Genomic DNA, 22,959 nt, shown 5'->3' with positions numbered 1-22,959 from the left:
AAAAGAGAATTTCTTGTTTTGTGTAAATGTTTTTTATAATATTTGACATGTTGACAGATTATGAAATGAAAGTGAGTGATCCATGTGGATCTAACGCAAATTCAAAACCCTAGTTTTTTGAAAGATATGTCTATCAGTGAACTAGAGGGATTGAGTGAGGATATTCGTAAGTTTTTAATTGAAGAGCTCTCTCAAACAGGTGGACATATTGCACCTAATTTAGGTGTAGTAGAACTCACAATTGCTCTGCACAAATTATTTGATAGCCCGCAAGATAAATTTTTATGGGATGTAGGACATCAATCCTATGTACATAAAATTTTAACTGGACGCGCGAAAGAGTTTGGCACATTAAGGCAATATCAAGGTCTATGTGGTTTCCCGAAACGTTGTGAGAGTGAGCACGATGTATGGGAAACTGGTCATAGCTCGACTTCGTTATCGGCTGCAATGGGAATGGCTCTGGCACGTGATTTAAAGAAAACGAAAGAATATGTTATACCAATTATTGGAGATGGTGCTTTAACAGGCGGAATGGCTTTAGAGGCATTGAACCATATTGGACATGAAAAAACAGACATGATTGTTATTTTGAATGATAATGAAATGTCAATTGCACCAAACGTTGGTGCGCTTCATAATGTGCTCGGTCGTTTACGTACCGCAGGAAAATATCACTGGGTAAAAGATGAATTAGAGTATATATTAAAGAAAATTCCAGCAGTTGGCGGGAAAGTGGCTGCGACAGCAGAGAAAATAAAAGATAGTCTTAAATATTTACTAGTATCTGGTGTCTTTTTCGAAGAGTTAGGCTTTACATATTTAGGTCCAGTCGATGGGCATGATTATGAAAAGTTATTCGAAACGTTGCAATATGCAAAGAAAACAAAAGGCCCAGTACTTGTTCACGTTATTACGAAAAAAGGAAAAGGTTATAAACCGGCTGAGAGTGACGTTATTGGAACTTGGCATGGAACAGGACCTTATAAAATTGAATCAGGTGACTTCGTTAAGCCGAAAGAAGTTGCACCAGCATGGAGTGCTGTCGTTAGTGAAACAGTACTTAAGCTAGCGAGAGCAGATGAGCGTATCGTAGCAATTACACCTGCAATGCCTGTTGGATCAAAACTTGAGAAATTCCAAAAAGAATTCCCAGATCGTATGATTGATGTAGGTATTGCAGAACAGCATGCTACAACAATGGCAGCGGGTATGGCAACGCAAGGAATGAAGCCATTCTTAGCGATTTATTCAACATTTTTACAAAGAGCATATGACCAAGTTGTTCATGATATATGCCGCCAAAATTTAAATGTTTTCATCGGAATAGATCGTTCGGGATTAGTAGGAGCAGATGGTGAAACGCATCAAGGCGTATTTGATATCTCATTCTTACGTCACTTGCCGAATATGGTGCTTATGATGCCGAAAGATGAAAATGAAGGTCAACATTTAGTTTATACGGCGATGCAATATGAAGATGGACCAATCGCATTGCGTTATGCGCGCGGTAATGGACTTGGCGTTCATATGGATGAAGAATTAAAGGCGATTCCAATCGGTACGTGGGAGACGTTAAAAGAGGGTACACAAGCAGCTATTTTAACGTTTGGTACGACAATACCAATGGCAATGGAAGCAGCTGAGCGTCTTGAAAAAGCTGGGGTTTCAGTGAAAGTAGTGAATGCTCGCTTTATTAAACCAATGGATGAAGCATATTTACATGATCTTCTAGGAAAGAATATACCGATTTTAACGATTGAAGAAGCTTGTTTAATCGGTGGTTTTGGAACAGGAGTAGTTGAATTTGCATCTGAAAATGGTTACCATAGTGCATTAGTTGAACGAATGGGTATTCCAGATCGCTTCATAGAGCACGGAAGTGTAACAAAATTATTAGAAGAAATTGGTTTAACGACAGATGCTGTTGTAGACCGTATTCATACAATGATTCCATCAAAACAAAAAAGGGCGTAACAAATGAGCGTAAAAAAAGAAAGAGTAGATGTACTATTAGTAGAGCGAGGACTTATAGAAACGCGTGAGAAAGCAAAGCGCGCCATTATGGCCGGACTCGTATATGCAAATGAGATGAGACTTGATAAGCCAGGAGAGAAAATCTCGCAAGATACTGAGATTACGGTGAAGGGACAAGTTATGCCGTATGTAAGTCGTGGTGGTTATAAACTTGAAAAGGCATTAGAGACATTTCATCTTGATTTACAAGATAAAGTTATGATAGATATTGGTTCATCAACTGGTGGCTTTACAGATTGCGCGCTTCAAAATGGAGCGAAATTATCTTATGCATTAGATGTAGGATACAATCAACTAGCGTGGAAATTACGTCAAGATGAGCGTGTTGTTGTAATGGAACGAACAAACTTCCGTTACGTGACACCAGCAGACTTAGAACGTGGTTTACCTCAATTTGCAAGTATTGATGTTTCATTTATATCATTAAAGCTTATACTGCCAGTTTTAAAAACAATGCTTATGCCTAACGGAGATGTAGCAGCGTTAATTAAACCGCAGTTTGAAGCTGGAAGAGAGCAAGTTGGGAAAAAAGGTATCGTTCGTGATAGAAAAGTACATGAAGCTGTTGTAGAAATGATTGTCGAGTTTGCTTTAAAAGAAGGCTATGATGTGGAAGGTTTAACATTCTCACCAATTACGGGTGGGGATGGTAATATTGAATTTTTAATTCATCTGAAATGGCATGGTGAACGTGAGAATGGCGAAAATCATTCTCCGATTTCTATAGAGCAAGTTGTTACAGAAGCGCATGAAGTTCTAAAACAAAAAGGGAAAGGGGAATAACATATGTTGTTCCTCTTTTTGCTGTAATTGTATAATGATTGTAAAAACAATTGTGTACAAGAAACGAATTATAAGTTAACATAAATAAGTGAAGTATACCAATGTTTAAACTATGGTAAGAGATAGTGTGAGGTGCAAATGTATGAATAAAGGTCAGCGCCATATTAAAATCAGGGAAATTATTGCAAACAAAGAAATTGAAACACAAGATGAATTAGTTGATATTTTACGTAATGAGGGATTTAATGTAACGCAAGCAACAGTATCGCGCGATATTAAAGAACTGCACTTAGTGAAGGTGCCATTACATGATGGGCGCTATAAATATAGCTTGCCAGCAGATCAACGATTTAACCCGTTACAAAAATTAAAACGAAATCTAGTGGATTCATTTGTAAAATTAGACACGGCAGGACATATGCTTGTGCTAAAAACATTGCCTGGTAACGCTCATTCACTTGGAGCACTTATTGATCATTTAGAGTGGGATGAGATCATCGGAACCATCTGTGGTGATGATACTTGCTTAATTATTTGCCGTACACCTGACGATACAGGTGTTGTCTCTGATCGTTTCTTAAATATGTTGTAACAAAAAATCTTGTTTGCTTTCCATCGTAAAGTGGAAAGTGAACAAGATATTTTTATTGGTTAAAAATATGAATTTTCAATTGTAATATAATATTTTGTTTGCATAAAGTTAGAAAATAGATGGATTGACCCGTAAAACAAATGTTTGGTACAATGAAGCGGGTTAGAAGAGTATATACATACAAATATATAGCATGATTATTTGAATGAAGAACTGAGAAAATCCTTTAGTAAGGGATTATTTTATAACGAGGTGAATGGGGCATTGTTATCGGAATTATCGATTAGAAACTTTGCTATTATTGAAGCATTAAATATTTCTTTTCAAAAAGGTTTAACGGTTTTAAGCGGTGAAACAGGGGCCGGAAAATCGATTATTATTGATGCAATTAGTTTACTTGTAGGTGGCCGTGGGTCAGCAGAATTTGTTCGATATGGAACAGAGAAGGCTGAGATTGAAGGGCTATTTTATGTTGAAGATGAGAAGCATCCATGTATTGAAAAGGCAGAAGAGTTAGATATAGAAATAGAAGATGGCATGATTATTTTAAAGCGTGATATTGCTGCGAACGGGAAGAGTGTATGTCGTGTAAATGGGAAGCTTGTTACACTTAGCATATTAAAAGAAATTGGGAAAACACTTGTTGATATTCATGGACAGCACGAAACGCAAGATTTAATGAATGAAGAACGACATCTGTTTATGCTTGATCACTTTGATGGGGATCGAATCGTTAAACAATTAGACATATATCAAAACGTATACGCTGACTATGAAAAATTAAAAAAACAATTGAAATCGTTAAGTGAAAATGAGCAACAAATGGCACATCGCTTAGATTTAATTCAATTTCAGCATGAAGAAATTCGCAAGGCGGATTTAAAGATGGATGAAGAAAATGAATTAACTGAGGAACGATTGCAAATTTCTAATTTTGAAAAGATTTATAAAGCGTTAGGTGATGCATATCGTTCGTTAAGTGCCGACGGACAAGGGTTAGATAATGTAAGAAGTGCAATGGGGCAAATGGAAAGTATTACACATTTAGATGAAGTGTATCAGGAGAATCATGATTCAATTGCAAATAGCTATTACTTATTAGAAGAGGTTGCCTATCAACTGAGAGAAAAGCTCGATATGATGGAATATGATCCAAATCGTTTAGATGAAATCGAAACACGTTTGAATGAAATTCGTATGCTAAAGAGAAAATATGGAAATACTGTAGAAGAGATTTTAGCGTATGCTGATAAAATTGAACAGGAAATTTTTACGATTGAAAATAAAGACGTTCATATTGAAACGACGAAGAAACAGTTGAAGGAATTAGAAAGTGTTATTCTGAAAGAAGCAACGTTGTTAAGTAATATGCGTCATGAGCTTGCAGAACACCTTACAAATGCAATTCATCAGGAATTAAAAGAATTATATATGGAAAAAACGAAATTTGAAGTGAGAATTATGAAGAGAGAAGGAAATGTAGAAGAGCCCCTTGTGGAAGGTGCGCCGGTAAGACTTACGGCGGATGGTTACGATCATGTGGAATTTTATATTTCAACGAACCCAGGAGAGCCGCTAAAACCACTTTCAAAGGTTGCATCTGGCGGAGAGTTATCTCGTATCATTTTAGCTTTAAAAAGCATTTTTTCTAAGCATCAAGGGGTTGCATCTGTTATTTTTGATGAAGTGGATACGGGTGTAAGTGGCCGGGTCGCACAGGCTATTGCGGAAAAAATTTATCGAGTATCAGTAAACTCGCAAGTACTTTGTATTACGCACTTACCTCAAGTAGCTTCAATGGCAGATTCACATTTATTTATTCGAAAACAAGTAGCGAATGATCGGACAATTACATCGGTTACTGTTTTAACTATGGAGGATAAAGTAACAGAAATAGCTCGAATGATTTCTGGTGTGGAAATCACAGATTTAACGACAGAGCATGCGAAAGAATTACTTACGCAAGCGCATCATTTTAAACAGACAGCAGAGGCTATCCAGTAATGGATAGCTTTTTTTCTCAAATGACGATTTCTTAATTCTTCCGGTTATAAATAAAGCACTGCAAGGAGAGATTAAAAAGTGAAGCCAAGAGGCTGAATGTGGGGTAGGAGCGAGGAGAGTGAACAAGTTGAAATTAGAAAAATTTCGAAAAATAATAGGTCTTTGTCTCCTTGTTTCTTTAGTTTTTATTGGATGTTTTAAACCGCTTCGAACGTTTATTTCATCACCGAAACAACTTGTTGTTTTTGAAGGACAACAATCAGAAATATCATCATTACCAGTTTTCAAAGCTTCATCCACAAATCGTCATGTATTTACAGTGAGTTCGAATGAACAAAAACAAGGACTTATGGTAAATTCTCATCAAAATGGTGAAGCTGATATGGTATTTCAGCTTGCTGGTTTTCCAGTAAAAAAAGTAAATGTGAAAGTGTTAAAAGATTTTAAAGTGATTCCAGGTGGACAATCAATTGGTGTGAAATTAAATACAAAAGGTGTACTTGTTGTAGGCCATCATTTAATTCAAACTGAAAAAGGTAAAATATCTCCTGGTGAAACAGCAGGTGTACAAATTGGAGATATGATTACTGAAATTAATGGTAAAACAATTGAAAGAATGAGTGATGTAGCACCGTTTATTCATAATAGTGGAGAAACAGGTGAACCGCTTAATCTTGTATTGTTAAGAGATGGAAAATATATTCGTACGAAGCTAACTCCACAAAAAGACAACGGTGAATCGTCTTATCGAATTGGCTTGTATATCCGTGATTCGGCAGCTGGAATTGGAACGATGACATTTGTTCATCCAGATTCTATGAAATATGGGGCACTTGGTCATGTTATTTCTGATAATGATACGAAAAAGCCGATTCAAGTCGAAGATGGACAAATTATGCGCTCGACAGTTACATCAATTGAAAGAGGTAGTCATGGGAATCCAGGGGAGAAATTAGCAAGATTCTCACCAGACCGTGAAGTGATTGGCAATATTACAATTAATAGTCCATATGGTATTTTTGGAAAATTAAATACGAATATGAAAAACGGTATAATGGATAAAGCAATGCCTATCGCATTATCTCATCAAGTAAAAGAAGGACCGGCAAAAATATTAACAGTTATTGATCAAGATAAAGTAGAAGCGTTTGATATTGAAGTCGTTAGTACAGTGCAGCAAAAATTCCCAGCCACAAAGGGTATGGTAATAAAAGTAACAGATAAACGTCTATTAGCGAAAACGGGCGGTATCGTACAAGGAATGAGCGGAAGTCCAATTGTACAAAATGGAAAAGTAATTGGTGCTGTTACACATGTATTTGTAAATGATCCAACATCAGGATATGGTGTTCATATTGAATGGATGTTACATCAAGCTGGAATTAATATTTATGATCAAGAGAAAAAAGCGAGCTAATATATATTATTAGCTCGCTTTTTCTGTTGAAAAATTCGTTGAAATTTTGTAAAAGCTCCGCAAGAGGTGTTTTTTGTTGTAAAATAAAAGGAAAGGGTTGAACGTTTCGTTGTATTTCTATGATGGAATGTGTTGCGAAAGGGAATAAATGAACGATAAACATATTTTTTTGTGATTTTATCGGAAAGTAAGAAACTTTAAAAGGGAATTTTCACACAATTGTCGAACAATTCATGTAGCCTAGAAGGATACACATGTCGGAGAATCGATTCGGTAAGGGAGGAAAAGCTGTGGAGAAAATTAAAGTATGTCTTGTGGATGATAATAAAGAACTAGTATCAATGTTAGAGAGCTATGTAGCCGCTCAAGATGATATGGAAGTAATCGGTACTGCTTATAATGGTCAAGAGTGTTTAAACTTATTAACAGATAAGCAACCTGATGTACTCGTTTTAGACATTATTATGCCACACTTAGATGGTTTAGCTGTATTGGAGAAAATGCGACATATTGAAAGGTTAAAACAGCCTAGCGTAATTATGTTGACAGCATTTGGCCAAGAAGATGTGACGAAAAAAGCAGTTGACTTAGGTGCCTCATATTTCATATTAAAACCATTTGATATGGAGAATTTAACGAGTCATATTCGTCAAGTGAGTGGTAAAGCAAACGCTATGATTAAACGTCCACTACCATCATTCCGATCAGCAACAACAGTAGATGGAAAACCGAAAAACTTAGATGCGAGTATTACGAGTATCATTCATGAAATTGGTGTACCCGCTCATATTAAAGGATATATGTATTTACGAGAAGCAATCTCCATGGTATACAACGATATCGAATTATTAGGATCGATTACGAAAGTATTGTATCCAGATATCGCAAAGAAATATAATACAACAGCAAGCCGTGTGGAGCGCGCAATTCGTCACGCGATTGAAGTAGCTTGGAGCCGTGGGAATATTGATTCTATTTCGTCCTTATTCGGTTATACAGTATCCATGTCAAAAGCAAAACCTACGAACTCTGAGTTTATCGCAATGGTTGCGGATAAGCTGAGACTTGAACATAAAGCTAGCTGAGAGTAGAAGTAGCAATGGGTTTTCGTTTTAGTAAAACCGATGTATGCTGGAACGCTATGCTCGATGTTAATTTTAAAGCCAATAAACTTTTTAATGAAAGACCAATGAATGTTATAATTCGTTGGTCTTTTTATTTTGTTGAGAAAAAGAGATTATTTGATATCATGGGAAATAAAACCTATTTTTAGTAATATTACATGTAAGTGAGTTTTTTATAAGGCAATAAAATAGATATAGATAGGGAGAAGGGGAATGGAAAATAAAATTTCAACTTGGCTAGGAATAGTAGCAGCTATGGGAGTTCTTGCTATTGCAGTTACATTTGGAATGTTAGAACTTGCAGATAATCCAGTAGATAAAGAAGTGAGCGCTCAAATAGATAAAAAAGAAGACCAAACAATAGTAGGTAGAGAGGTGGATGGGGTCTTTGTTGATGTGTATGTTACTGAAAATTCTACTGAAAGCGAAGTCATTACAGCGATGCATCGCATGACTCATCAAAAAGTGGTGGCAGAACGAAAATCGGGCTCTATCCCAATGATTCAAAGTAATGCTAAAAAATTAAAAGAAATTATAAATAAGAGTAGCTTTACGAAGAAAAATGAACTTTTAGCAATTGCTGATAGATGGGCGAAAAAAGATTTTAGTAAAATTGTAGAAGATCACAATTATTTCTCGGATGCTCAAGAAGATAGCGTTTGTAAAGTAACTAGAGCAATGGATGCGTTAGAAGAGCAACATTATATTTTAACTACATTCGGGGAGGAAAAAGCGAAAGAACTATACGAATCAGGGGATGCTCCGCACGTTCAATAAAAAATAATATAAAGGACTTCTCTAGTTTTTTTATTATCGTGTTTTAAGGACGTAATGGGACTTATAAATAAATGGTCTGCTTTCTTTATGACGTGTAACAAAAAAGAAAAGATGTGATTCATTATTAAATGATGAAGGAACGGCTAAATCACATCGTAGTACATCTGTTAAAGGATTTTAGTAGGAAAGGCATCCGTGATATAATAGAAAATAATAAAAAGTCCTGCAAAACAGGACTGTATTATTCTTCGTCTTTATTTTGTTTTTCTAATTCAACTAGCTTTTGAATTAAAATGTGCTGCGGCATATGCATGAGTTGTTCAAGTGGAACACCTAGTGCTTTTGATAAGCGGACTGCAGTATCTGGAGAGATTTGTAATGGTCTCATAGAAGTACCTCCTTTTTCGTATAGTATAGCATAAGATTGGGGGAGTGAGGATGACTCTTATATTTGCACATCGTGGTGCGGCTGGAACGTACCCAGAAAATACAATGATTTCATTTGAAGCGGCTGAGTCTTTTAGAGCGGATGGAATTGAACTTGATGTTCAATTAACGAAAGACGGAAAAGTTGTCGTCATTCATGATGAAACGGTGGACCGGACAACAAATGGAAAAGGTGCGGTTCGGAATTATGTATATGAGGACTTATGCAAGTTAGATGCAAGTTATAAATTTGGTGATAAAGTAGGTTTTTGTAAAATACCACTTTTAGAAGAGGTATTAGAATGGCTTGCACAAACGAGTTTGCTACTTAATATTGAACTTAAAAATAATAAAATTCCATACAGAGGTTTAGAGGAAGAAGTTATAACGCTTGTACGGAAATTTAGTCTAGAGGATCGTGTTATATTTTCTTCGTTTAATCACTACAGTATGAAACGGTGCCATATGATGGCTCCTGATATTCAAACAGCAATTTTATATCGCGAAGGTTTGCATAGTCCGTGGGCATACGCGAAAAAAATGGGGGCTACAGCAGTACATCCGAATTATCGTTACCTTCAAGATGCTATTGCCGAACTAACGATGGAAAGTGGTGTAGAGGTTCGCCCTTATACAATTAATGAAGAAACGCTTATGCGTAAATATTTTGATATGAATATATCGGCGATTATTACTGATTACCCTGAAACGGCCAGAACGTTAATGCCAATAAAAAAATGAGACCGCGTGTAACGGTCTCATTTTTTTATTTATAAATAGTGGGGCATTCCTATCTTCTAAAGCGAGCTTGTACTTTATTTCGTTTACGGTCTCGGTGCAAGACGAAGCCACCGAAGATATAAAACCCGAGCCCGAAGCAGAGAGCGCCGATTAAAAATTGTAACCACAGTATAGAGATTGGTGGAAATAGAATCCCGAATACAGTATCTCTCATTAACTTTATACCAAACACAGCTAATGAAATAGGGATGAGTGCTAATAGTAGAGCAACGTAACGCTGCATACATAACGCTCCTTTTCAGATTATTTCGTATATTTTAATGATGTTATAAGGAAAGGGGGTTTGTCAAGAGGGTGCTGAACGAGTAAGATAAAGGTGTGAAAAAATTTGCAGAGTTACTTCGAGAGGAAGTGGGATATATGAAACAAAAAGTATTAATTGTTGGTGCAGGTGAAGGCGGGAGCGCACTGCTGAATCTGTTACAAAGTTCGAATATATTTCAAATTATAGGGATTATTGATATAAATCCGTTGGCAAAAGGACTACAAATTGCTAAGGAATACGGGATTGCAATTGGAGAAAGTGTAACTCCATTTCTTTCTATGCATATCGATGTAATATTTGATATGACAGGTGAAGATGATGTGCATAAGGTTTTATTGGAAAAAAAGAAAAAAGACACTCTTCTTATACCAGGTGATATCGCAAAAATTGTTACAGGATTAGCGCATGAGAAGGAAGGGCTGATTGGGCGATTAGAGGAACAAACGCAACAAGGAGAATTAATTTTAAATTCTACACATGACGGCATGATCGTAATTGATCGAGAGGGACAAGTTCGTCTTTTTAATAAAAGTGCAGAGCGTATTATCGGATATAAAAAAGAAGAGGCGATAGGAAAATATATTTTAGAAGTCATTCCAACTAGTAAATTACTTCGCATTATACGTACGAAACAAATAGAAGTAAATTATGAACTAACATTAGAGAATGGAAAGAAAATTATTACAACGCGTATACCGATATTAAAAGAGGGCGGAGAGGTACAAGGGGCATTTGCAATTTTTAAAGATATAACAGAAGTTGTAGATTTAGCGGAAGAAGTTACAGATTTAAAGGAGATTCAAACACTATTAGAGGCAATTATTAACTCATCTGAAGAAGCAATTTCGGTTGTGGATGAAAAAGGAAGAGGTTTAGTCATTAACCCGGCATATACGAAATTAACGGGTTTAACAGAAGAAGATATTATTGGGAAGCCTGCTACAACTGATATTGTAGAAGGCGAAAGTATGCATATGAAAGTACTTCGAACGCGTCGTGCGGTGCGCGGAATACATATGAAGATTGGGCAAAAAAAGCGCGATGTAATTGTAAACGTGGCACCAGTCATTGTGGATGGAATATTGAAAGGAAGCGTCGGCGTTATCCGTGACGTGTCGGAAATTCAAAAGTTAACAAATGAATTGAATAGAGCAAGGCAAATTATTCGCACATTAGAAGCGAAATATTCATTTGATGATATTGTCGGGAATTCAGATGAAACAACGGCAGCTATCGAACAGGCGAAGCTAGGAGCAAATACACCAGCAACAGTGCTGTTACGCGGTGAATCTGGGACTGGTAAAGAATTGTTTGCACATGCAATCCATAATGGAAGTAATCGAAAATACAATAAGTTCGTCCGTGTAAACTGTGCGGCCATTTCGGAGACGTTGTTAGAAAGTGAATTATTTGGTTATGAGGAAGGGGCGTTTTCTGGAGCGAAAAGAGGCGGGAAACGTGGGTTCTTTGAGGAAGCAAATAACGGTAGTATTTTTTTAGATGAAATAGGGGAGTTATCTGCAAATACACAAGCGAAACTCCTTCGTGTACTGCAGGAAAAAGAAATTGTAAAAGTTGGTGGAACGAAAGCGATACCTATTAATGTTCGAGTAATTGCAGCGACGCATGTGAATTTAGAAAAGGCTATTCTAGAAGGGAAGTTTAGGGAGGATTTATATTATCGATTAAATAAAATCCCAATTCAAATTCCATCTCTTCGTCAACGTAAAGGAGATATACCGACAATTGCGGACAGATTGATTCAAAAAATTAATCAAGATTACGGTCGTAATGTAGAAGGGCTCACTGATTCAGCCATTTTATATTTACAATCATACGAATGGCCAGGGAATGTGAGGGAACTTGAAAATATTCTGGGAAGAGCTATTATCTTTATGAATTATAACGAGACCTATATTGATGTACACCATTTACCGCCATTACATAACGAAGAGCAGGTGGAGTCAAAGCAATCTCATTTATTACCTGAATTAGAAGAAAAGCCACTTGAACATTTAGTGACAGAGTTTGAAGGGAATATTATTCATGAATATTTGGAGAGATTTGATGGGAATAAAACGCAAACTGCAAAAGCGTTAGGAATTTCCGTTCGAAATTTATATTACAAGCTAGAAAAGTATGACCATGCAAAAAATAGCATGCAATAAATTGCGTATCGTGCAATTTATTGCATGGTATACAAAAAGCGACAAAATAAGACAGAATCTTTTGTTATTTTCCAAAGTATTGATTTTACTGCATTTTGAATGCGTTTTCATTATTGGTAAGACCACTTTTAAAAGTTGGCACGGTATTTGCTTTATAAATAGACGAGGGACGACGGAAAGGGTTGATTACAAAATATGAAGTTAGAATACTTAATTGATCAAGCAGCAGGGCAGCCTAAAAAAACTGTAGCTGTAGCAGTAGCTGAAGATCATGAAGTAATTGAAGCTGTAGCGAAAGCAATTAAATTACAGTTAGCTCAATTTCGTCTATATGGAAATCAAGAAAAAATAATGGGGATGCTACAAGAACATGGTTTACAAACTTCAGAACATGTTGAAGTGATTGCAGCAATGTCTAGTGCAGAGGCTGCAGAACTTTCTGTTAAAGCTGTGAGAAATGGTGAAGCAGACGTGCTTATGAAGGGGAACATCCCAACAGCGAATATTTTGAAGGCTGTGTTAAACAAAGAGTGGGGCCTACGTAAAGGTAGCGTACTTTCACATGTAGCAGCATTTGAAGTTCCAAATTACGATCGTCTTATTTTCGTTACAGATGCAGCGATGAACATCGCACCTGATGTAACACAAAAAGCTGCTATTATACAAAATACTGTAGAAGTTGCCCGGGCAATAGGAATCGACTTGCCAAAAGTGGCACCAATTGCAGCAGTAGAAGTTGTGAATCCAGCGATGCAGGCGACAATTGATGCAGCGATGTTAACACAAATGAATCGCCGCGGACAAATTAAAGATTGTATCGTTGATGGACCACTTGCTTTAGATAATGCAGTATCACAAATTGCAGCAGAGCATAAAGGCATAGTAAGTGATGTAGCAGGTAAGGCAGATATTTTACTCGTCCCAACGATTGAAGCTGGAAATGTGCTATATAAATCACTCGTATACTTTGCGGATGCAAAAGTAGGAGCAATGATTGCTGGCGCAAAAGCACCGATTGTTTTAACATCTCGTGCTGATTCAGCAGAAACAAAAGTATATTCATTAGCATTGGCAGTTGCGACTGCTTCAAAATAAACCAAAAAGGGTAAAACATTAGGGGGAAACGACAATGACATTAGAAATCTTCGAATACTTAGAAAAATATGATTATGAGCAAGTAGTATTTTGTCAAGATAAAGAATCTGGTTTAAAAGCAATTATTGCAATTCATGATACAACACTTGGACCGGCTCTTGGTGGAACAAGAATGTGGACATATGATTCTGAAGAAGCGGCGATTGAAGATGCATTGCGTCTTGCAAAAGGGATGACATACAAAAACGCAGCAGCTGGTTTAAACTTAGGTGGTGCGAAAACAGTAATTATCGGTGATCCTCGTAAAGATAAGAGCGAAGCAATGTTCCGTGCACTAGGACGTTATATCCAAGGACTAAACGGACGTTACATTACAGCTGAAGATGTTGGTACAACAGTAGATGATATGGATATTATCCATGAAGAAACTGACTTTGTAACAGGTATCTCACCATCATTCGGTTCTTCTGGTAACCCATCTCCGGTAACTGCATACGGTGTTTACCGTGGTATGAAAGCAGCTGCAAAAGAAGCTTTCGGTACTGACAATTTAGAAGGAAAAGTAATTGCTGTTCAAGGCGTTGGTAACGTAGCATATCACCTATGCAAACATTTACACGCTGAAGGAGCAAAATTAATCGTTACAGATATTAATAAAGAAGCTGTACAACGTGCTGTAGAAGAATTCGGTGCATCAGCAGTTGAACCAAATGAAATTTACGGTGTTGAATGCGATATTTACGCACCATGTGCACTAGGCGCAACAGTTAATGATGAAACTATTCCACAACTTAAAGCAAAAGTAATCGCAGGTTCTGCAAATAACCAATTAAAAGAAGATCGTCATGGTGACATCATTCATGAAATGGGTATTGTATACGCACCAGATTATGTAATTAATGCAGGTGGCGTAATTAACGTAGCAGACGAATTATATGGATACAATAGAGAACGTGCACTAAAACGTGTTGAGTCTATTTATGACACGATTGCAAAAGTAATCGAAATTTCAAAACGCGATGGCATAGCAACTTATGTAGCGGCAGATCGTCTAGCTGAAGAGCGCATTGCAAGCTTGAAGAATTCTCGTAGCACTTACTTACGCAACGGTCACGATATTATTAGCCGTCGCTAATCATTCATATATAACTTTTACAAAAGGTGTGGTTACCTCTTATGAGGTTTCCACTTCCTTTTGAATTTATTAGTGGAGGTAGCAACATTGTCTGTAAATCGAATTCTTGTTATTAACCCAGGTAGTACATCCACAAAAATTGGTGTTTTTGATAATGAAAGACCCGTTCTAGAAGAAACGATTCGTCATGACGTAGAACAGATTGGAAAATATAAGAGAATTATCGACCAATATGAGTTTCGAAAAGAAACGATTTTAGAAGTTCTACATTCTCATGGTATTAACATTTCAAAATTAAACGCTGTTTGTGGGCGTGGTGGATTACTTCGTCCAATCGAAGGCGGTACGTATGCAGTAAACGATGCGATGTTAGAAGATTTGAAAAATGGCTTTAGCGGTCATCACGCTTCAAACCTTGGAGGCATTTTAGCATATGAAATTGCTTCTGGATTAAACATTCCTGCATTCATTGTAGATCCTGTCGTTGTAGATGAGATGGAGCCGGTTGCTCGTATAAGTGGCATTGCTGGTATGGAACGCAAAAGTATCTTCCATGCATTAAATCAAAAAGCAGTTGCTCGTAAAGTAGCTGAACAGTTAAATCACAAATACGAGGATTTAAATTTATTAGTTACACATATGGGTGGCGGTATTACAGTTGGTGCTCATAAAAAAGGAAGAGTAATCGATGTGAATAACGGTTTAAACGGAGAAGGACCATTTAGTCCAGAGCGCGCTGGTACAGTACCAGTAGGGCAACTAGTAGAAATGTGTTTCTCTGGTGAGTATTACCGTGATGAAATGATTAAAAAACTTGTCGGACAAGGTGGACTTGTAAGTTTAATCGGTACAAATGATGCGATTAAAGTAGAGCAAATGGTTGAAAAAGGTGATCCTGAAGCAACTCTTATTTATAAAGCAATGGCATATCAAGTTGCAAAAGAGATTGGCGGAGCTAGCGCTGTACTTCACGGGAAAATCGATGCAATCGTATTAACTGGTGGACTGGCATACAGTAAAATTCTTGTCGATGAAATAAAAGAGCGAGTGGACTGGATTGCAGATGTTATCGTACATCCAGGCGAAGATGAGTTAGAAGCGTTAGCAGAAGGAGCACTTCGTGTATTACGTGAAGAAGAAGCTCCAAAAGAATACGTTGTACGTGAAAAAGAAACGGTAGCTAGGGGTTGAGATAATGGCAAAAGAATATGATTTAGTCATCGTTGGCGGCGGTACTGGTGGATATGTTGCTGCAATTCGTGCATCACAACTAGGGTTAAAAACTGCACTAGTCGAAAAAGAAAATCTTGGTGGTACTTGTTTACACAAAGGATGTATTCCTAGTAAAGCTCTTTTACGTAGTGCGGAAGTATATGCAACTGCTAAAAAAAGCGAAGAGTTCGGAGTTATTGCAAGCAATGTAGAACTAAACTTTGCGAAAGTACAAGAGCGTAAAGAGAAGATAGTAACGCAGCTTCATAAAGGCGTTCAACATTTAATGAAACAAGGTAAAATTGATGTGTTTGAAGGTATTGGCCGTATTCTTGGCCCATCTATTTTCTCTCCGATGCCAGGGACAATTTCAGTTGAACTTGCAAGTGGAGAAGAGAATGAAATGTTAATTCCAAAAAATGTACTTATTGCAACAGGTTCTCGTCCAAATTCATTACCAGGTTTAGAATTAGACGGAGAGTACGTAATGTCTTCAGATCATGCTCTAAAAATGGAAACGCTTCCTAGTTCGATTATTATCGTTGGTGGCGGTGTAATCGGTATTGAGTGGGCATCTATGCTTGCTGACTTCGGTGTAGAAGTTACAGTATTAGAGTATGCGAAAACGATATTACCACTAGAAGATCAAGACGTTTCAAAAGAAATGCAACGTCTATTCAAGAAAAAAGGTATTAAAGTGGTAACTGGTGCAAAAGTATTACCAGAAACATTGGTAAAAGATAATGGAGTAACAATCCAAGCTGAACACAACGGTGAAAATAAAGAATTTAAAGCAGAAAAAATGCTTGTATCTGTAGGAAGACAAGCGAATACGCAAAATATTGGCTTAGAGAATACAGATATCGTTGTGGAAAAAGGATACATTCAAACAAATGAGTTTTATCAAACGAAAGAATCGCATATTTACGCAATTGGAGATGTAATCGGTGGCCTGCAACTCGCTCACGTTGCTTCTCACGAAGGAATTGCTGCAGTAGAACATATTGCAGGGAAAGAAGTTACACCAATCGATTACTCTATGGTATCAAAATGCGTATATAGCAGTCCGGAAGTTGCTTCTGTCGGTTTAACAGAACAAGAAGCGAAAGAAAAAGGCTATAAGTTAAAAGTAGGTAAGTTCTCATTCCGCGCAATCGGAAAAGCACTTGTATACGGAGAATCAGATGGTTTCGTAAAACTTGTAGTTGATGAAGAGACAAATGACATTCTTGGTGTTCATATGATTGGACCGCATGTAACAGATATGATTTCTGAAGCGGGTCTTGCAAGAGTACTTGATGCAACACCTTGGGAAGTAGCACATACAATTCATCCGCATCCATCATTATCTGAGGCGATTGGTGAAGCAGCACTTGCTGTAGATGGAAGAGCGTTACACGCATAAAAATGTGGATTTAGGAGGTTATGAAAAATGGCAGAAGTAAAAGAAAAGCGCCATGAAGAGCTTGGCTTAAGTGATGAGCAAGTATTAGAAATGTTCCGTACGATGTTACTTGCACGTAAAATCGACGAACGTATGTGGTTATTAAACCGTGCTGGTAAAATTCCATTCGTAATTTCTTGTCAAGGACAAGAGGCTGCACAAGTTGGAGCGGCGTTCGCTCTTGATAGAGAGAAAGATTATGCATTACCATACTACCGTGATATGGGTGTTGTACTAGCATTTGGTATGACAGCTAAAGAGCTTATGTTGTCTGCTTTCGCGAAAGCTGGAGATCCAAACTCTGGTGGTCGTCAAATGCCTGGTCACTTCGGTCAAAAGAAAAATCGTATTGTTACAGGTTCATCTCCAGTAACAACGCAAGTACCACATGCAGTTGGTATTGCATTAGCTGGAAAAATGGAGAAGAAAGATTTAGTAACGTTCGTTACATTTGGAGAAGGTTCTTCAAACCAAGGTGACTTCCATGAAGGGGCAAACTTTGCTGGTGTACACAAACTACCTGTTATTTTTATGTGTGAAAATAACAAATATGCAATCTCTATTCCAGTTGAAAAACAATTAGCATGTAAAAACGTATCAGATCGTGCGATTGGTTACGGTATGCCTGGATATACAATAGACGGAAACGATCCGCTTGCAGTATATAAAGCTGTAAAAGAAGCAGCAGATCGCGGTCGTCGTGGTGAAGGCCCAACTTTAATTGAAACAGTATCATATCGTTTAACAGCACATTCTAGTGACGATGATGATCGTGTTTATCGTGATAAAGAAGAAGTAGAAGAAGCAAAGAAAAAAGATTCAATTATAACATTCGCGGCTTATTTAAAAGAAGCTGGTGTATTAACTGAGGAATCGGAAAAACAAATGTTAGACGAAATTATGCATATCGTAAATGAAGCAACAGAATATGCAGAAAATGCTCCGTATGCAGCACCTGAAGATGCATTGAAGCACGTATACGCAGAATAGGGGGGAACGTTTCATGGCTGTAATGTCTTATATTGATGCTATTACATTAGCAATGCGCGAAGAAATGGAACGCGATGAGAAAGTATTCGTTTTAGGAGAAGATGTTGGTAAAAAAGGTGGCGTGTTTAAAGCGACACACGGTTTGTATGATCAATTTGGTGAAGATCGTGCGCTTGATGCACCGCTTGCAGAATCTGCAATTGCTGGGGTAGCAATTGGTGCGGCAATGTATGGTATGCGTCCAATCGCTGAAATGCAGTTTGCTGATTTCATCATGCCAGCAGTAAACCAAATTGTTTCTGAGGCAGCAAAAATTCGTTATCGTTCTAATAATGATTGGACTTGTCCAGTTACAATTCGTGCACCATTTGGCGGGGGTGTTCACGGTGCATTGTATCATTCACAATCTGTAGAAGCGATGTTTGCAAACCAACCAGGTTTAAAAATCGTTATCCCTTCTACACCATATGATGCAAAAGGCTTATTAAAAGCAGCCATTCGTGATGAAGATCCAGTATTATTCTTCGAACATAAACGTGCATATCGTTTAATTAAAGGTGAAGTGCCGGAGGATGACTACGTATTACCAATCGGAAAAGCAGATGTAAAACGTGAAGGTGATGATATTACAGTTATCACGTACGGATTATGTGTTCATTTTGCTCTTCAAGCGGCTGAAAAGTTAGCACAAGATGGCATCTCTGCACACATTCTTGATTTACGTACTGTATATCCATTAGATAAAGAAGCAATCATTGAAGCAGCTTCTAAAACAGGTAAAGTTCTTCTTGTAACAGAAGACAATAAAGAAGGAAGCATTATGAGTGAAGTGGCAGCAATTATTGCTGAAAACTGTCTATTTGATTTAGATGCGCCAATCGCACGTCTTGCAGGTCCAGACGTTCCAGCAATGCCATATGCACCAACAATGGAAAAATTCTTTATGGTAAATCCAGATAAAGTTGAAAAAGCAATGCGTGAACTTGCGGAATTTTAATCGGGGGGACTATACATGGCTGTAGAAAATATTACAATGCCTCAGCTCGGGGAGAGCGTTACAGAGGGCACAATTAGTAAATGGCTCGTTAATGTTGGCGATCACGTAAACAAGTATGATCCGCTTGCAGAAGTAATGACTGATAAAGTAAATGCTGAAGTACCATCTTCTTTCACGGGGATTGTAAAAGAGTTAATCGCTGGTGAAGGTGATACGTTAGCTGTAGGTGAAGTAGTTTGTGTGATTCAAGTAGAAGGCGCAGATGAAGTAGCAGCAACAGCTGTTGAAGAAAAAACGAAAGAAGAACCAAAGGCAGAAGTAGCTACGTCTGAAAAAGCACCGAAAGTAAAACAACCAACTGATGGAAAACCACGTTTTTCACCAGCTGTGTTAAAACTTGCGGGTGAGCATAACGTTGATTTAGATCTAGTAGAAGGTACGGGAGCAAACGGCCGTATCACTCGTAAAGATATTTTAAAGCTAGTGGAATCTGGAAATATTCCGCAAGCAGGTGCAGCGAAGAAAGAGGAAGCTGTAGCGGCAGTAGTAGAAGCTCGCCCAGAAGCACCAAAAGCAGCACCAGTAGCGCAAAAAGTAGAAGCTGCGAAACCAGTTTCTGTACCTACAATGCCTGGAGATATCGAAATTCCAGTAACAGGTGTGCGTAAAGCAATCGCAGCAAACATGTTACGTAGTAAACATGAAGCACCACATGCTTGGATGATGATTGAAGTAGATGTGACAAACCTTGTGTCATACCGTAACTCAATTAAAGGTGACTTTAAGAAGCGTGAAGGCTTTAACTTAACGTTCTTTGCTTTCTTCGTAAAAGCAGTAGCACAAGCGTTAAAAGAGTATCCTCAAATTAATTCAATGTGGGCTGGCGATAAAATTGTTCAGAAGAAAGATATTAACCTTTCTATCGCTGTTGCAACAGAGGAAGAACTATTTGTACCAGTAATTAAGCAAGCGGACGAGAAAACAATTAAAGGTATCGCTCGTGAAATTACAGAACTTGCAGGAAAAGTACGTACGAAATCGTTAAAAGCAGACGAAATGCAAGGTGGAACATTTACAATTAATAACACAGGATCATTCGGTTCTGTTCAATCTATGGGTATTATTAATTACCCACAAGCGGCTATTTTACAAGTTGAATCAATTGTAAAGCGCCCAGTAATTATGGATAATGGTATGTTCGGTGCTCGTGACATGGTTAACTTATGTTTATCACTTGATCACCGAGTACTTGATGGTTTAATTTGTGGTAAGTTCTTAGGCCGTGTTAAAGAAATTTTAGAAAACATGTCAGAAAATAATACATCTGTATATTAATAAAAAGCTCGCTTATGCGAGCTTTTTATTATCTTATTTCTTCATCTACATCCTACTATTATGTATAAATATCTTTCCCAGTAATCTTACAATAAACGATTATGTATTAGGAATTTACGAAAATACATTGCTGATATATGGTATATGGATATAAAATAAGAAAAGAATAATTTTTTTGGCAAATCTTACTGATGAAACTGTAGTATAATATATTGTATTGTATGAAAAAGAGAGTTATTCTATATAAGTGTTTTATAGATAATGTGTAATCAGTCGTCAAAACATGAAGAATGTTGACTCCTGGTTTTTTATTTTTGCCGTAACAATGTTTCAGGAGGATGTCATGAAAAGAAGTACCGAGTTTCTAAAAAGTTTAGATGTAAAATTAATTTTAATTTTGTGTGCACTATGTGTGACGAGTATAGCTGCTATATATAGCAGTCAGCAAACGGGACAGTATGGAGCTGCAAACTTTGCTATGAAACAAGGTGTTAACTACATAATTGGGGTTGTATTGTTACTTCTTGTTGCAAGCATTGATTTAGATCAGTTACAAAAATTATCTTGGCCGCTTTATATTGCTGGGTTTGCTTCACTTATTCTTTTGAAAGTATTACCACCATCAGGTTTTACACCTGAAAAATTAGGTGCAAAAAGATGGTTTGTTTTCCCAGTATTTGGACAAATTCAGCCGTCTGAGTTTTTCAAAATTGCATTGCTACTTGTAGTAGCGAGTATAGCAGTAAAACATAATGCACAGTATATGGCAAGGACATTCCAAACAGATTTAAAGCTAGTAGGTAAAATTATGCTAGTGTCACTTCCACCTATGGCGGTTGTATATAGTCAACCTGATACAGGTATGGTGTTCTTATATGCTGCTGCTATTGCATGTATTTTATTTATGTCAGGTATTCAAAAGAAATTGATAGCATTATGTACAGTTATTCCGTTGACCATATTATCTGCTTTAATATTTATTTTCTTTAAGTATCAAGATTTTTTCTATAATAATTTAGTTACTTTACTAAAACCTCACCAACAGTCGCGTATTGTAGGTTGGTTAAATCCATTTGAAAATGCAGATCAAGGTTATCAAACGCAACAATCGATTTTAGCTGTAGGTAGTGGAGGAATGGAAGGTAAAGGGTTTGGGGGAGGAAGCGTCTATATCCCAGAGAAGCATACTGACTTTATTTTCGCTACAATTGCCGAAGAAGGTGGATTTATCGTAGCAGCCTTAGTTGTCTTCTTGTTCCTATTACTACTATATCGAACAATTATTATTGGTTATTCCGCTGATAATTTATTTGGTACATTATTATGCGCTGGATCGATCGGTATATTAACAGTTCAAATATTCCAAAACATCGGTATGATCGTTGGATTAATGCCTGTAAAAGGTATTGCATTACCTTTCTTATCGTATGGGGGAAGTTCCTTATTCTCGAATATGATTATGATGGGGCTCATACTATCGGTACGGAAAACGTATAAAAAATATATGTTTTCAGTTAAGTAAAAAAAGCTGGTTCGTTTTTAAACGAACCAGCTTTTTTACATATATGCTCATAAACGTTGCAAACTAAAACAGGTTAGCAGTTTGAGACGGGTAAGGAGTGCAAAGTGATGCATATGCATATTTTTGAAGGAGCACGGCATCTTTCTAGTAGTGAATGGGTTATTCGGGCTATTATAGCATACATATTTTTAATATTAGTTGCGAAAGCGATGGGACAAAGGTCTATCGCACAACTTCGTTTTTTAGATGTTGTATTAGTGTTATTGCTTGGTGGGAATATTTCTAACGCATTGTCTGATGAAAAAGTAGGGTTACTGGGCTCGATGATTACAACGTTCATACTCGTTGTACTTCATATTATAAGCTCAGTTTTAATGCTGAAATGGGATAGATGGAGACGTTTTTTAGAGCCAGCACCTATCATTCTTATACATAATGGTTCCATTGATTTTAGCAATTTGAAAAAGGCGAGAATTACCGTGGAATATTTGTTTTCGGAACTTCGTATGCGAAATGTGAGCGATATTCAAACGATTAAATTAGCATTATGGGAAGCAAACGGTGTCGTTTCTATATTTCGGTATCCAGAATATGAAGCAGTTTCGCGGCTTGATCTTAAAGTGGCGGGAAAAAAATCTCCAGTTTCTTTTGTATTAGTAAAGGATGGGAGGATACAGAAAGATGTTCTTGCATTATTAGGAAAAACAGAAGCTTGGGCGAGAGAATTTCTAGAGGAGAGTACAGAAGTGGAATCTATTATGTTAGCTACAGTAGATGAATCACATAAAATAAATATTTTGTTAAAAAAATGAAAAATATACGCATTTTGTCGTTT

Annotated in this window: 20 protein-coding genes; 18 read left to right on the top strand and 2 right to left on the bottom strand. The window is 37.1% G+C overall.

Going from position 1 to position 22,959, the window contains the following annotated elements; translation table 11 throughout:
- The first annotated feature begins 84 nt into the window (after positions 1-84).
- The 7 genes from dxs (at position 85) to M1D73_RS21475 (ending at position 8,734) form a co-directional block, all read left to right on the top strand.
- Positions 85-1,977 (top strand): 1-deoxy-D-xylulose-5-phosphate synthase, encoded by a 1,893-nt coding sequence (dxs, locus tag M1D73_RS21505; RefSeq protein ID WP_000366452.1) that lies wholly within the window; start codon positions 85-87, stop codon positions 1,975-1,977.
- Positions 1,978-1,980: 3 nt separating this feature from the next.
- A complete protein-coding gene (locus M1D73_RS21500) occupies positions 1,981-2,820 on the top strand; it encodes a TlyA family rRNA (cytidine-2'-O)-methyltransferase (RefSeq protein WP_000111875.1) in 840 nt (279 codons plus the stop codon).
- A gap of 142 nt (positions 2,821-2,962) precedes the next feature.
- The gene (argR, locus tag M1D73_RS21495; RefSeq protein ID WP_001032580.1) at positions 2,963-3,412 is read left to right on the top strand and encodes an arginine repressor ArgR; all 450 of its coding nucleotides are present in this window, start codon (positions 2,963-2,965) and stop codon (positions 3,410-3,412) included.
- A gap of 264 nt (positions 3,413-3,676) precedes the next feature.
- Positions 3,677-5,416, top strand: a complete 1,740-nt coding sequence (recN, locus tag M1D73_RS21490) for a DNA repair protein RecN (protein ID WP_000947768.1) — start codon at positions 3,677-3,679, stop codon at positions 5,414-5,416.
- A 118-nt stretch (positions 5,417-5,534) separates the two neighbouring features.
- Positions 5,535-6,833 (top strand): SpoIVB peptidase, encoded by a 1,299-nt coding sequence (spoIVB, locus tag M1D73_RS21485; protein ID WP_002000940.1) that lies wholly within the window; start codon positions 5,535-5,537, stop codon positions 6,831-6,833.
- Between the two features lie 290 nt (positions 6,834-7,123).
- Positions 7,124-7,918 carry a sporulation transcription factor Spo0A gene (gene spo0A / locus M1D73_RS21480; protein WP_011110369.1) on the top strand — a complete coding sequence of 265 codons (795 nt, stop codon included), beginning with the start codon at positions 7,124-7,126 and terminating at the stop codon, positions 7,916-7,918.
- A gap of 252 nt (positions 7,919-8,170) precedes the next feature.
- Positions 8,171-8,734 (top strand): PRK06770 family protein, encoded by a 564-nt coding sequence (locus M1D73_RS21475; RefSeq protein WP_000428229.1) that lies wholly within the window; start codon positions 8,171-8,173, stop codon positions 8,732-8,734.
- A 241-nt stretch (positions 8,735-8,975) separates the two neighbouring features.
- Here the strand turns inward: M1D73_RS21475 and M1D73_RS21470 are convergent, their stop codons facing one another.
- Entirely contained in the window at positions 8,976-9,122 is a 147-nt protein-coding gene (locus tag M1D73_RS21470) for a YycC family protein (protein ID WP_001247671.1), read from the bottom strand.
- A 50-nt stretch (positions 9,123-9,172) separates the two neighbouring features.
- On the opposite strand from M1D73_RS21470, the gene M1D73_RS21465 reads away from it, so the two are divergent.
- Entirely contained in the window at positions 9,173-9,901 is a 729-nt protein-coding gene (locus M1D73_RS21465; RefSeq protein WP_000172575.1) for a glycerophosphodiester phosphodiesterase, read from the top strand.
- A gap of 49 nt (positions 9,902-9,950) precedes the next feature.
- Here M1D73_RS21465 and M1D73_RS21460 read toward each other — a convergent pair whose 3' ends face one another.
- Positions 9,951-10,184 carry a DUF2627 domain-containing protein gene (locus M1D73_RS21460; protein ID WP_001190211.1) on the bottom strand — a complete coding sequence of 78 codons (234 nt, stop codon included), beginning with the start codon at positions 10,182-10,184 and terminating at the stop codon, positions 9,951-9,953.
- 137 nt (positions 10,185-10,321) lie between these two features.
- Between M1D73_RS21460 and M1D73_RS21455 the strand changes: the two genes are divergently transcribed.
- The 10 genes from M1D73_RS21455 (at position 10,322) to M1D73_RS21410 (ending at position 22,936) form a co-directional block, all read left to right on the top strand.
- Complete coding sequence (locus tag M1D73_RS21455; protein ID WP_033666632.1) at positions 10,322-12,394, top strand: sigma-54 interaction domain-containing protein; 2,073 nt, start codon at positions 10,322-10,324, stop codon at positions 12,392-12,394.
- Positions 12,395-12,589: 195 nt separating this feature from the next.
- On the top strand, positions 12,590-13,489 hold the full coding sequence (gene yqiS / locus M1D73_RS21450) for a phosphate butyryltransferase (protein ID WP_000764677.1): 900 nt from the start codon (positions 12,590-12,592) through the stop codon (positions 13,487-13,489).
- Between the two features lie 34 nt (positions 13,490-13,523).
- Entirely contained in the window at positions 13,524-14,624 is a 1,101-nt protein-coding gene (locus tag M1D73_RS21445; protein ID WP_000171355.1) for a leucine dehydrogenase, read from the top strand.
- An 87-nt stretch (positions 14,625-14,711) separates the two neighbouring features.
- Positions 14,712-15,815 (top strand): butyrate kinase, encoded by a 1,104-nt coding sequence (buk, locus tag M1D73_RS21440; RefSeq protein WP_121868069.1) that lies wholly within the window; start codon positions 14,712-14,714, stop codon positions 15,813-15,815.
- Positions 15,816-15,819: 4 nt separating this feature from the next.
- The gene (lpdA, locus tag M1D73_RS21435) at positions 15,820-17,241 is read left to right on the top strand and encodes a dihydrolipoyl dehydrogenase (RefSeq protein ID WP_001051289.1); all 1,422 of its coding nucleotides are present in this window, start codon (positions 15,820-15,822) and stop codon (positions 17,239-17,241) included.
- 27 nt (positions 17,242-17,268) lie between these two features.
- Positions 17,269-18,270, top strand: coding sequence for a 3-methyl-2-oxobutanoate dehydrogenase subunit alpha (bfmBAA, locus tag M1D73_RS21430; protein WP_000852551.1), 1,002 nt, complete (start codon positions 17,269-17,271; stop codon positions 18,268-18,270).
- A 13-nt stretch (positions 18,271-18,283) separates the two neighbouring features.
- The gene (bfmBAB, locus tag M1D73_RS21425; RefSeq protein ID WP_000290071.1) at positions 18,284-19,267 is read left to right on the top strand and encodes a 3-methyl-2-oxobutanoate dehydrogenase subunit beta; all 984 of its coding nucleotides are present in this window, start codon (positions 18,284-18,286) and stop codon (positions 19,265-19,267) included.
- 15 nt (positions 19,268-19,282) lie between these two features.
- Positions 19,283-20,602, top strand: coding sequence for a dihydrolipoamide acetyltransferase family protein (locus M1D73_RS21420; RefSeq protein ID WP_000257660.1), 1,320 nt, complete (start codon positions 19,283-19,285; stop codon positions 20,600-20,602).
- Positions 20,603-20,945: 343 nt separating this feature from the next.
- The gene (locus tag M1D73_RS21415) at positions 20,946-22,124 is read left to right on the top strand and encodes an FtsW/RodA/SpoVE family cell cycle protein (RefSeq protein ID WP_000831181.1); all 1,179 of its coding nucleotides are present in this window, start codon (positions 20,946-20,948) and stop codon (positions 22,122-22,124) included.
- Between the two features lie 107 nt (positions 22,125-22,231).
- Positions 22,232-22,936, top strand: a complete 705-nt coding sequence (locus tag M1D73_RS21410) for a DUF421 domain-containing protein (RefSeq protein ID WP_000550974.1) — start codon at positions 22,232-22,234, stop codon at positions 22,934-22,936.
- Positions 22,937-22,959 lie beyond the last annotated feature (23 nt).

This window comes from Bacillus sp. PK3-067 (assembly GCF_056738645.1).
Note: the sequence above shows the minus strand (reverse complement) of the source record. Positions and strands in the feature narration are given on the sequence as shown.